We start from the raw sequence: 11535 nt of genomic DNA, 5'->3' as shown, positions 1-11535 counted from the left end.
CGGGTGCCCGGTGGCGGGCGCCCGCCACCCGTCGTCGTGCGAGTGCGGAAGACCTCACCTTCCTTGGTGCAAATGGCTTCATTGCGGTACGTAGCGGATGGCCCGCTCGTGGGCCAGGTCCTTTGGCCGTGTATGTTCCGGGGCCGAGAGCCATGGAAGGGACCGATCCGGTGAACAAGAAGCTTGTGGCCGCACTGTCCGGCGGTGCGGCACTGATGCTCGCGCTGACCGGGTGCAGCGACGACAGCAGCAAGAAGCTCGACGACTGGGCCAAGACGTTCTGCGACCCCGCACAGGCACAGTTCAAGAAGATCCAGGACGCCAACGCCGCGATGCAGACGGCCGATGACGGCACCACGGATTCCAAGAAGGTCCAGCAGACCGACTCGGCTGCCTTCCAGAAGATCTCCGGCGCCTACGCGTCCCTCGCCTCCTCCCTGAGCAAGGCGGGCCCCCCGCCGAGCGAGAACGGCGAGGCGGCCCAGAAGGACGCGGTCAAGGAGCTGAACGCCCTCTCCAAGGGGTACGCCGACCTCAAGAAGCAGGTCGACGGCCTCAATACCGGCGACAAGCTGAAGTTCGCCGACGGTCTGCGGGACCTCTCCAACGGCATCAACAAGCTCAACAAGCAGAGCGAGGCCGCCTTCAAGAAGCTGGAGTCCGGCGACGTCGGCAAGGCGATGGCCGGTCAGAAGGGCTGCCAGAGCCAGAACGCGCCCGCGTCGCCCTCGGGCGGGGCGTCCAAGAAGTCGTAACGGCGGGCCGCCTTCGCCGGCGGGCTCCCCTCCCCGGCGGGCCGCGCCCCGTACGGGGTCGGTGCCGTCCGGCCCGAATCCCGGAACCGGTCCACGGCCCGGTGCCGCGCCCGTGAGGCGCGCGGTGCCGGGCCGTCGCCGATTGTCGGTGGCGGGGTCGACAATGGACGGTGTGAGTACGCACCTCCCCACCACAGATGTCCGCGACCCCGCCAGCCGCGCCCGTACCGACCGGATGCGCGACGCACTGCTCGCCGCCGGCTTCACCGCCGACGGCCTGCTGGAGCTGCTGGGTGCGCCCGCCTACGCCGCGCTGGCCCGCAGCGAGACGGTGCCCGCGCTGCGCGCCACCCGGGGCGACTCCCCGCTGGAGACGCTGGTGCGGCTCTTCCTCCTCCAACGCCCGGTGGAGCGCGCCCGCGCCGGGGCCGCGCTGCCGGTGGCGGACTGCCTCGCCGACGGCTGGCTCGTCCAGGACGGTGACGAGGTGCGCGCCCAGGTGGACGTGCGGCCGTACGGCGGTCCCGAGGGGCAGGACTGGTGGGTCGTCTCCGATCTGGGGTGCGCGGTCGGCGGCGCGGGCGGCATCCGCGGCGCCGGGCAGGTGGACCGCTCCGAGCTGGTGCTGGGCGTCGGCGGCGCGTCCACGACGCTCGCCGGGATCACCGTCCCCACGCCCGTGGGCCGGGCGCTCGACCTCGGCACGGGCTCCGGCATCCAGGCGCTGCACGCCTCCCGGCACGCCACCCACGTCACGGCGACGGACCTCAATCCCCGGGCGCTGCGGATCACCTCCCTGACGCTGGCGCTCTCCGGGGCCTCCCCCGCCGAGCTGCGCGAGGGCTCGCTCTTCGAGCCGGTGGGGGAGGAGAGGTACGACCTCATCGTGTCCAACCCGCCGTTCGTGATCTCGCCGGGCGCCCGGCTGACGTACCGCGACGGCGGGATGGGCGGCGACGACCTGTGCCGCACCCTGGTGCAGCAGGCCGCCGCGCATCTGAACGACGGCGGGTACTGCCAGCTGCTGGCCAACTGGCAGCACGTCGAGGGCGAGGAGTGGACGGACCGGCTGCGCTCATGGGTGCCGCGGGGCTGCGACGCCTGGGTGGTCCAGCGCGAGGTGCAGGACCTCACCCAGTACGCCGAGCTGTGGCTGCGGGACGGCGGCGACCACCGGACGTCCCCTGAGGAGTACGCCGCGCGGTACGACGCCTGGCTGGACGAGTTCGAGGCGCGCTCCACCCGGGCCGTCGGCTTCGGCTGGATCACACTGCGCAAGTCCGGCGCGGACGACCCGTCGATCACCGTCGAGGAGTGGCCGCACCCGGTGGAGCAGCCGCTGGGCGAGGCCGTCGTCGGGCATTTCGCGCGTCAGGACTATCTGCGCCGGACGGACGACGCGGCGCTGCTGGCCGGGCACTTCCGGCTCGCCGGAGAGGTGGTCCAGGAGCAGGTCGGGCTGCCGGGCGCGGAGGACCCGGAGCATGTGGTGCTGCGGCAGAACCGCGGGATGCGCCGCGCCACCAAGGTGGACACGGTCGGCGCCGGGTTCGCCGGGGTCTGCGACGGCTCGCTCCCGGCGGGCCGGATCCTGGACGCCATCGCCCAACTCGTCGGCGAGGACCCGGTGTTGCTGCGGGACCGGACGCCGGAGGCGATCCGGATGCTGGTGGAGCAGGGGTTCCTGGAGCCGGTGGGGACGGAGGGCTGAGGGGGGCCGGGGCTGAGGGGGGACGGGGCTGACAGCGGCCTCGGGGCGCGGAGGGGGCCGCTTGGCACGCGTACGGCCCGGTGCGCGTACGGCCCGGTGCGCGTACGGAGGTCTCGGGCGCGGACGGCGGCGGCGAGGCGCGCCCGGCGCCCGGGGCGGCGCCGCTCCGTGGCCGGCCGCCGCTCCGTGGCAGGCGCCCAGCTCAGGGGCCGGATCCGGCCATATCGGAAGAGGCGCCGAATTCGGGAGGTGGCGGCGGAACCCGAGGGCCGTTCCCGACCCTCACTCGGGGTGAGGACGGGCGGGGGCGCCGGGCAGGCGACGGGCCGCCGCTGCGCGTCCGGTTGTCAGATCCATCAGCCCAGCCAGTGAGGACTGTCATGAACCGAGCACTCCGTTTGACCGCCGTCAGCATGATCACCGCCTCCCTGCTCGTCGGGGGAGGGGCCGCCGCGTTCGCCGCGCCCGCCCAGTTGCACTCGCCCGCTCCCGTTGCGGCGACGGCACCGGCCACGGCGTCGCTCACCGCCAAGGCGAACGTCTCCGCCGTGCGGGCGTGGGAGGAGTTCCGCATCGCGGGCACTTCGCAGGGCATCGAGCGGGGCACCAAGGTCACCGTCCAGCAGAAGCAGGGCACCCGCTGGGTCTCGCTCCCCGCGCAGACCCCGGTGAGCGCCACCGGCGCCTACTCGGTGCGCGTGAAGCTCGGCGTCAAGGGCGTGAACCACCTGCGGATGGCCGTGGACAAGACCGTCTCGCCCGAGGTCACGGTCACGGTGCGCTGACGCCTGCCGTACGGCGCCGTCGCCGCGGAGGGCCGCCCATCGGGTGAAGCCCTTCGCGGTGACGGCCGGTGCATCCGGTCCCGTCGGCTTACGGTCCGAGGACTCTTGCTCCCCAGGCCGTCAGCCCACGAGATTGCGGACGAGCATCCACACCGCGGCGATGCCCAGGACCGCGGCGCCCGCGCGGCTCGACAGGCGGAGGCGGTAGTAGCGGCCGCGCAGTCCGGCTGTCAGCCAGCGTCCGACGGCGTAGGCGGCGGCCGGTACGCCCAGGATGAGCAGGGCGGCGTTGTCGTGGAACGCCGCTACGACGTCGCCGTGCAGCAGGTCGTACGCGAGGCGGGTGCCACCGCACAGCGGGCAGAGCAGGCCGGTCGCCCACCGGAGCGGGCAGCCGGGGAGCAGATGGCCCGGCTCGTGCGGATTGGTGTGCCAGAGGTAGACGGCCCCCACCGCGCCGATGCCGAGGCCCAGGGCCGCCCGGCGGAGCGTGGCGGCGCGGAGTGCGGCCCCGGTCGGCGGTCCGGGCGGGGCGGCGGGGTGGGGTGCGGGTCCGGTGGCGGTCATGTCACAGGCTCAGCGACCTGGCGTGGTTGACCTGGTTGAGCACGTACATGACCTGATCCCGGGACTGCACGGGGACCATCGTGGCGTGATGACGTCCGCCGCTGGCCACCGTGACCTGCACGAAGCCGGTGGTGACCCGCTCCTTCATGAGCAGGAAGAGCAGGCCGAGCAGGCAGAAAAAGAAGAAGACGATGCCCAGCACGATCGCGTGCGTGGGGATCTTCTCCTCGGTGCGCGACATGTCCGTGGCGGTCCAGATGGCGCCCTTCAGCGGCATCGGCCCGGACGGCGTCATGATCGTGTCGCCGCTGATCGCGATGTCGCCGATCGAGAAGGCGACCCCGGCGCCCTGCGGCTGCCCCGGCGCGAAACCGCCGCCAGGCGGGGGAAACCCCGGCGCGCCCTGCGGCTGCGGCTGCGGCGGGGCGGCCGGCGGCGCGGCAGGCGGTGCCGGGGGCGTGGCGCCGCCCGGGTAGCCGTACCCGGACTGCGGCGCGGCCTGCGGGTACCCGTAACCGGGCGCGCCGGGGCTGCCGCCCTGCGGGTACCCGTACCCCTGCGGGTACCCGTACGGGGAACCGGCCGGTGCGGCGGGCGCGCCCGGACCACCGGGGGCCGCACCGGGCTGCGGCGGCATGCCGGGCTGCGGCGGCACACCGGGCGCCGCACCCGGCTGGGGCACCGCACCTGCCGCACCCGCCGCACCTGCCGCACCCGAAGTACCACCCGGTTCCGCCAGCGGATCCGGCTTCGCCAGCGGATCCGTTTTGGCCAGCGGATCGGCCCCCGCGGGAGGGTTCGGTGCGGCGTACGGGTTGGGTTCGTCCTGGGGAGGGCCGGGATACTGGTTCGCCATGGGTGATCTGTCCCCCGAGAGTGCGTGATGACGGCAGCGTGCGGTCCGTGAGAGGAGCCGTACCCGGCCATCCTGCCAGTAGGCCGCCGTGCGGAGCCCGGGTGAGCGGACATCGTGACCGGACCCGGGCGGCGGCCCCGTCCCGGCCGTACACGCCACCGGTACCGCGTGGCTGCGGAGCGTCAGGGCTGCGCGCGCCCTCGCACCGCCCCGCCACCGGGGGACGCGGTCCGGGCGGCAGGAAGGCATGTAGTCGGGTTACCGTTCGAGTGGCGTTGCGGGGATTTTCCGTTTGACACGGGGGCGGGAGGTACCGTCACACTCCGCAGCGTCAAGCGACACCGCAGTGTCCGCCTCCAGCGCTACCGACTGGAGGTATCCAGGCGTCGACCGGAGAGAAGAGCGAAGTTGTCCCCGACCAGCGAGACCGCAGAGGGCGGCGGCCGCCGACTCGTCATCGTCGAGTCGCCTGCCAAGGCGAAGACGATCAAGGGCTATCTCGGCCCCGGATACGTGGTCGAGGCCAGCGTTGGGCACATCCGTGACCTTCCCAACGGCGCGGCGGAGGTCCCGGCGAAGTACAAGGGCGAGCCGTGGGCCCGCCTCGGGGTGAACGTCGATGCCGACTTCCAGCCCATCTACGTCGTCAACAGCGACAAGAAGGACCAGGTCAAGAAGCTCAAGCAGCTGCTGGCCGAGTCCGACGAACTCTTCCTCGCCACCGATGAGGACCGCGAGGGCGAGGCCATCGCCTGGCATCTCCAGGAGATCCTCAAGCCCAAGGTCCCCGTCCACCGCATGGTCTTCCACGAGATCACCAAGGACGCCATCCGCGACGCCGTGGCCCACCCCCGCGAGCTGAACAAGAAGCTCGTCGACGCCCAGGAGACCCGCCGCATCCTCGACCGCCTCTACGGCTACGAGGTCTCGCCGGTCCTGTGGAAGAAGGTCATGCCGCGACTGTCGGCGGGCCGGGTGCAGTCCGTCGCGACCCGCCTCGTCGTCGAGCGGGAGCGCGAGCGCATCGCCTTCCGCTCCGCCGAGTACTGGGACCTGACCGGCAGCTTCGCCACCGGGCGGGCCGGGGACAGCTCCGACCCGTCGACGCTGACCGCCCGCCTTGCCACCGTCGACGGCCGCCGCGTCGCCCAGGGCCGCGACTTCGGCGCCGACGGCCGCCTCAAGAACGACGCGGTGCTCCACCTCGACGAGGCGAACGCCCGCGCGCTGGCCGCCGCCCTCGCGGAGACCGCCTTCGCGGTGCGCTCCGTCGAGTCCAAGCCGTACCGCCGCTCCCCGTACGCGCCGTTCCGGACGACCACCCTCCAGCAGGAGGCGAGCCGCAAGCTCGGGTTCGGCGCCAAGGCGACGATGCAGGTGGCCCAGAAGCTGTACGAGAACGGCTTCATCACCTATATGCGTACGGACTCCACGACGCTCTCCGACACCGCGATCTTCGCGGCCCGCGCGCAGGTCACGCAGCTCTACGGCGCCGACTACCTGCCGGAGAAGCCGCGCAGCTACGCCGGGAAGGTCAAGAACGCGCAGGAGGCGCACGAGGCGATCCGCCCCTCCGGCGACCGCTTCCGCACCCCGGCCGAGACGGGCCTGACCGGCGACCAGTTCCGGCTGTACGAGCTGATCTGGAAGCGGACCGTCGCCTCCCAGATGAAGGACGCGACCGGCAACTCCGTCACCGTCAAGATCGGTGGCCGCACTGCCGACGGGCGGGACGCCGAGTTCACCGCGTCCGGCAAGACCATCACCTTCCACGGCTTCCTCAAGGCGTACGTCGAGGGCGCCGACGACCCCAACGCCGAGCTGGACGACCGTGAGCGCCGGCTGCCGCAGGTCGCCGAGGGCGACGCGCTGGGCGCCCGGAAGATCACCGCCGACGGCCACGCCACCAAGCCCCCGGCCCGCTACACCGAGGCGACGCTGGTCAAGGAGCTGGAGGAGCGGGAGATCGGCCGCCCGTCGACGTACGCGTCGATCATCGGCACGATCCTGGACCGCGGCTATGTCTTCAAGAAGGGCACCGCGCTCGTCCCGTCCTTCCTCTCCTTCGCCGTCGTCAACCTCCTGGAGAAGCACTTCGGGCGGCTCGTCGACTACGACTTCACCGCCCGGATGGAGGGCGACCTCGACCGCATCGCGCGTGGTGAGGCGCAGTCCGTGCCGTGGCTGCGGCGCTTCTACTTCGGCGAGGGCGGCGAGGACAGCGCCTCCGGTGCCGCGTCGGACGCCGGGAACGGCGACGGCGACCACCTCGGTGGCCTGAAGGAGCTGGTCACCGACCTCGGCGCGATCGACGCCCGGGAGATCTCGTCGTTCCCCGTCAGCGACGACATCAAGCTGCGGGTCGGCCGCTACGGCCCGTACGTCGAGCGGGGCGAGAAGGACGCCGAGGGTCACCAGCGCGCCGATGTGCCGGACGACCTCGCGCCCGACGAGCTGACCGTGGAGCTGGCCGAGGAGCTGCTGGCCAAGCCCAGCGGCGACTTCGAGCTGGGCGCCGACCCGGAGAGCGGCCATCAGATCGTCGCCAAGGACGGCCGGTACGGCCCGTACGTCACCGAGATCCTGCCCGAGGGCACGCCGAAGACCGGCAAGAACGCCGTGAAACCGCGGACCGCATCGCTCTTCAAGTCGATGTCGCTGGACACGGTGACCCTCGCGGACGCGCTCAAGCTGATGTCGCTGCCGCGGACCGTCGGCGCGGACGCCGAGGGCGTGGAGATCACCGCGCAGAACGGCCGCTACGGCCCGTACCTGAAGAAGGGCACCGACTCGCGCTCCCTGGAGAGCGAGGGGCAGCTGTTCACGATCACGCTGGAGGAGGCGCTGGCGATCTACGCCCAGCCCAAGCAGCGTGGCCGGGCCGCCGCCAAGCCGCCGCTGAAGGAGCTGGGCACCGACCCGGTCAGCGGCAAGCCGGTGGTGGTCAAGGACGGCCGGTTCGGCGCGTACGTCACCGACGGCGAGAGCAACGCGACGCTGCGCCGCGACGACGACGTCGAGACGATCACGCCGGAGCGCGGCTACGAGCTGCTGGCGGAGAAGCGCGCCAAGGCTCCGGCGAAGAAGACCGCCAAGAAGGCCCCGGCGAAGAAGGCGGCGGCCAAGAAGGCGCCCGCGAAGAAGGCGGCGGCGAAGAAGACCGCGGCCAAGACCACGGCGGCGAAGAAGACCACCGCCGCGAAGAAGACGACGGCCGCCAAGAAGACGACCGCGGCGAAGAAGACGACCGCGGCGAAGGCGGCGCCCGGCGAGGAGTGAGCGGGCGGGCGGCGGGCACGGTCTGCCGCCCGTTTCGTGTCCCGGCGCGCGGCCGCACCCCGCGCGCCCGGGGCGGCCTCCACGCCGTACGGGGACAAGGGCGGGCAAGGCGGGCGCCGGCCCGTCGGGCCCGCCCCTTTGTTCGGGCGGGGCTAGCGCGTGCACGGCCTGCCGATAGGCTGGGCGGATGACGCGTGCCGAGCAGCCAACGGCCCAGACCCCCACCTCAGGCGCCCTCGCCGCGGATTCCCGCGAGCGCGCCGTACGAGCCCTGTTGCGCTTCCCCCCGCTGAAGCGACTGTGGAGCGCCCAGTTCGTCGGGGCCATCGGCGATGCCCTGTCCATGCTGGTCCTCGTACTCCTCGCCCTCCAAGCGGCGCTGTACGTCCCCCTGGGAGGCCAGGCCGTGTTCGGCGGTGGCTACCGGGGCGCCGCCCTCGCGGTCACCGTGGTCTTCGCGGCCAGGATGCTGGCGACCCTGCTCTTCGGGGCGGTTCTGCTGGGCCCGCTGTCGGCGCTGACGGCGCCCTCCGGGCCGCTCGACCGCCGCTGGACGATGATCGTCGCCGATGTCGTACGGGTCGCGCTGCTGGTCGTCGCGCCGCTCTGGCTGGACTGGACGCGGGCGAACGCGCTCGCCTGGCTGCTGGTCACGGTGTTCCTGACCGGCGTCGCCGAGCGCTTCTGGACCGTCGCGCGGGAGAGCGCGGCGCCGGGACTGCTGCCCGCACCGCCGCCCGAGGGCGCCACCGTCCGGCCGCTGCCCGACAATCTCGCCGCGCTGCGGCGGCTGTCGCTGCGCACCACCTTCGTCTCGCTGCCGCTCGCGGCCGCGGCGCTCGTTGTCGTCACGCTCATCGGGAAGCTGCTGGGCACCGGCGTCGCGTGGTTCGACAGCCACCAGGCGGCCCTGGGCTCCTATGTGGCGGCGGGCCTGTTCGCCGCCTCCGTGTCGGTCCTCTACTTCATCGAGCTGCCCGGTGGCGCCACGCCGCGGCCGCGCTCCCCGCTGGAGGGGCTGCGCCGTCCGAAGGCCGCCGGTGGTGCGGACAAGGGCCGCACCGGTACCGCCCCGCTGCTGGTGCTCGCCTGCGCCGCGGTCGCCGCGGCCGTCGCCGCCGCGGTCTCCCTCGCCGTGCTGCACTCCGCCGACCTGGGCGGCGGCCCGGTCCTCTTCGCGCTGCTGGTGCTGGTGCTGACCGGCGGCCCGGTCGCCGGGATCCGCGGTGCCCGCCGGGTGCTCCCGGCGTTGTCCCGCCGCCGTCTGCTGGCCCTCGCGGTCGCCGCGACGGGCCTGTCGCTGCTGGTCATGGGCCTGGTGACGGACGCGACGACGGCGGTGTTGCTGGCGCTGCTCGCCGGGGTGAGCGCAGGGATCGCCGCGAACACCGGCCACGTCCTGCTGGAGCAGGAGGCCGAGGAGGCCGACCACGCCCGGACGACCGGGCAGCTGCACGCCGTCGTCCGCCTCGTGGTCGCGGTGGCCGCGATCGTTGCGCCGCTGCTGGCCGCGGTCATCGGCCCGCACCGGGTCGGGAGCGGCGCGTTCGTCTTCGACCACGGCGGCGCCGCGTTCGCACTGATGCTGGTCGGCGCGCTGCTGCTGCCGGTCGCCGCCTGGGTGCTCGGCAAGGTCGACGACCGGAACGGGGTGCCGCTGCGGCGCGATCTGCGGGAGGCGCTGCGCGGCGGCGACCCGGAGCAGGCGCCCGCGCCCACCGGCTTCTTCATCGCCCTGGAGGGCGGCGACGGCGCGGGCAAGTCCACGCAGGTCGAGGCGCTCGCGGAGTGGATCCGCGCCAAGGGCCACGAGGTCGTGGTGACCCGCGAGCCGGGCGCGACGGCCATCGGCAAGCGGCTGCGCTCGATCATCCTGGACGTCTCCACCTCCGGCCTCTCGGACCGCGCCGAGGCGCTGATGTTCGCCGCCGACCGCGCCGAGCACGTCAACAGCGTCATCCGGCCCGCCCTGGAGCGCGGCGCCGTCGTCATCACCGACCGGTACATCGACTCGTCGGTCGCCTACCAGGGCGCCGGACGCAACCTCGCGCCCACGGAGATCGCCCGGATCTCCCGCTGGGCCACGGACGGCCTGGTGCCGCATCTGACGGTGCTGCTGGACGTCACCCCGCAGACCGCGCGGGAACGGTTCACCGAGGCGCCGGACCGGATGGAGTCGGAGCCCGCGGAGTTCCACGAGCGGGTGCGCGCCGGGTTCCTGACCCTGGCCGCCGCCGACCCGGCCCGCTACCTCGTCGTCGACGCGGGCCAGGAGCCGGAGGCCGTCACCACCGTCGTACGGCACCGCCTCGACGAGGTGCTGCCGCTGTCGGAGGCCGAGGTCAAGGCGCAGGAGGCGGCCCGTAAGGCGGCCGAGGAGGAGGCCCGCCGCAAGGCCGAGGAGGAGGCCGCGCGCAAGGCCGAGGAGGAGCGCCTGGCGCGCGAGCGCGAGGAGCAGATGGCGAAGCTGCGCGCCGAGGAGGAGGAGCGCAAGCGCCGCGAGCTGGAGGAGGCCAAGGCCCGCGAGGCTGCCCGTCAGGCCGAGGAGGCCCGGCAGCGTGCCGAGGAGGCCCGGCTCGCGGCGGAGGCGGAGCGCAGGCGCCGCGAGGCCGAGGAGCGGGCGCGCGCCGAGGAGCAGGAGCGGCTGCGGCTGCGCGCCGCGGAGGAGGCGCGACTGCGCGCCGAGGCGGAGGAGCGCCGCAAGGAGAAGCAGCGCAAGGCCGAGGAGGCGCTGCTCCGCGCCGAACAGGCCCGGATCGCGGCGGCCGAGGCGGCTGCCGCGGCGGAGGCGAAGGCGGCGGAGACAGCACGGGCCGCGGCCACGGCCGCCGAGGCGCCGACGACGGAGACGCCGGTCGCCGATCTGCGGAAGCGGACGGCGCGCGAGGGCGGTACGTCCACGGGGTCGTCGGCGGAGCCGTCCGGCGGTGCGTCGGGTTCCGGCTCGGACCGGGCGCGCCCCGGCTCCGACGACGGTTCCGACTCGGCCACGGATTCCGTGTCCGGCTCCGACAACGAGCGGACCGCGGCCCTGCCGCTGCCCGGTACGGCCTCCGTGCCCGGTGCGGCGGACGAGACCGCGGTGCTGCCGCGCGCCACGTACGACCCGGACTCCGAGCAGACCAGCGTGCTCCCGGCGGTCCGCCCCGAGGAGCGCGACGCGGCCCCCGAGGACCGGGTGCCGTCGTGGCTCTTCCGCGACGAGGAGCGGGGCGGTGCGCACGGCACCCCGCGCGCGTACCCGGCGCCCGCCGAGTCGGGCGCCGAGCGCACCCGCGAGCTGCCGCAGCTGGACCCGGAGACGGGCCGTCCGGCCGAGCCCCCGCAGCGGGCCCGGCGCCGTCCGGAGTGGGCGGAGGAGACCCCGCTGGACGATCTGCCGACCCTCTCCGACGAGCTCTTCGGCCGCCCGGAGGACGGCAACGACCACCGGGGCCGCCGCGGCTGACTCTCCCGCCGCCCCCCGAACGCCCGTGGCCGCAGCCTCTCCGCTGCGGCCGCGGGCGGTTGGCGTAGCGGCCCGGCGGCCGCCCGGACCGGGCTCGTAGACCCCGCGGACGCGGCCGACGCCCAAGCACGGGT

7 protein-coding genes are annotated in these 11535 nt (G+C 73.9%); 5 read left to right on the top strand and 2 right to left on the bottom strand.

The window, feature by feature from the left end; all coding sequences use genetic code 11:
* The first annotated feature begins 170 nt into the window (after nucleotides 1–170).
* The 3 genes from ACFWWQ_RS11945 to ACFWWQ_RS11935 all read left to right on the top strand — a co-directional run bounded on the left by ACFWWQ_RS11945 (nucleotide 171) and on the right by ACFWWQ_RS11935 (nucleotide 3251).
* Nucleotides 171–755: a small secreted protein gene (locus ACFWWQ_RS11945; RefSeq protein ID WP_384594098.1), complete on the top strand. Its 585-nt coding sequence runs from the start codon at nucleotides 171–173 to the stop codon at nucleotides 753–755.
* A 172-nt stretch (nucleotides 756–927) separates the two neighbouring features.
* Nucleotides 928–2466 (top strand): methyltransferase, encoded by a 1539-nt coding sequence (locus ACFWWQ_RS11940; RefSeq protein WP_384594095.1) that lies wholly within the window; start codon nucleotides 928–930, stop codon nucleotides 2464–2466.
* A 380-nt stretch (nucleotides 2467–2846) separates the two neighbouring features.
* Entirely contained in the window at nucleotides 2847–3251 is a 405-nt protein-coding gene (locus ACFWWQ_RS11935) for a hypothetical protein (RefSeq protein ID WP_384594092.1), read from the top strand.
* A gap of 120 nt (nucleotides 3252–3371) precedes the next feature.
* Here the strand turns inward: ACFWWQ_RS11935 and ACFWWQ_RS11930 are convergent, their stop codons facing one another.
* Nucleotides 3372–3818 carry a DUF2752 domain-containing protein gene (locus ACFWWQ_RS11930; RefSeq protein ID WP_384594089.1) on the bottom strand — a complete coding sequence of 149 codons (447 nt, stop codon included), beginning with the start codon at nucleotides 3816–3818 and terminating at the stop codon, nucleotides 3372–3374.
* Between the two features lies 1 nt (nucleotide 3819).
* Nucleotides 3820–4455 (bottom strand): hypothetical protein, encoded by a 636-nt coding sequence (locus tag ACFWWQ_RS11925; RefSeq protein ID WP_384594412.1) that lies wholly within the window; start codon nucleotides 4453–4455, stop codon nucleotides 3820–3822.
* Nucleotides 4456–5082: 627 nt separating this feature from the next.
* On the opposite strand from ACFWWQ_RS11925, the gene topA reads away from it, so the two are divergent.
* Together topA and tmk are read left to right on the top strand one after the other, a co-directional pair.
* Entirely contained in the window at nucleotides 5083–7953 is a 2871-nt protein-coding gene (topA, locus tag ACFWWQ_RS11920; protein ID WP_384594086.1) for a type I DNA topoisomerase, read from the top strand.
* 187 nt (nucleotides 7954–8140) lie between these two features.
* A complete protein-coding gene (gene tmk, locus ACFWWQ_RS11915) occupies nucleotides 8141–11401 on the top strand; it encodes a dTMP kinase (RefSeq protein ID WP_384594083.1) in 3261 nt (1086 codons plus the stop codon).
* Nucleotides 11402–11535 lie beyond the last annotated feature (134 nt).

Source organism: Streptomyces sp. NPDC059080 (assembly GCF_042739975.1).
In the GTDB taxonomy this organism is placed as follows: Bacteria; Actinomycetota; Actinomycetes; order Streptomycetales; family Streptomycetaceae; genus Streptomyces; species Streptomyces benahoarensis.
The sequence above is the reverse complement of the archived record's forward strand: the minus strand, read 5'-3'. Positions and strand labels throughout refer to the sequence as shown.

Excerpts from the sequence above, each read along its gene's own strand:
- ACFWWQ_RS11935 (WP_384594092.1), top strand. The coding sequence starts at position 2,847 with ATGAACCGAGCACTCCGTTTGACCGCCGTCAGCATGATCACCGCCTCC.
- ACFWWQ_RS11930 (WP_384594089.1), bottom strand. The coding sequence starts at position 3,818 with ATGACCGCCACCGGACCCGCACCCCACCCCGCCGCCCCGCCCGGACCG.
- ACFWWQ_RS11925 (WP_384594412.1), bottom strand. The coding sequence starts at position 4,455 with ATGCCGCCGCAGCCCGGTGCGGCCCCCGGTGGTCCGGGCGCGCCCGCC.
- tmk (WP_384594083.1), top strand. The coding sequence starts at position 8,141 with ATGACGCGTGCCGAGCAGCCAACGGCCCAGACCCCCACCTCAGGCGCC.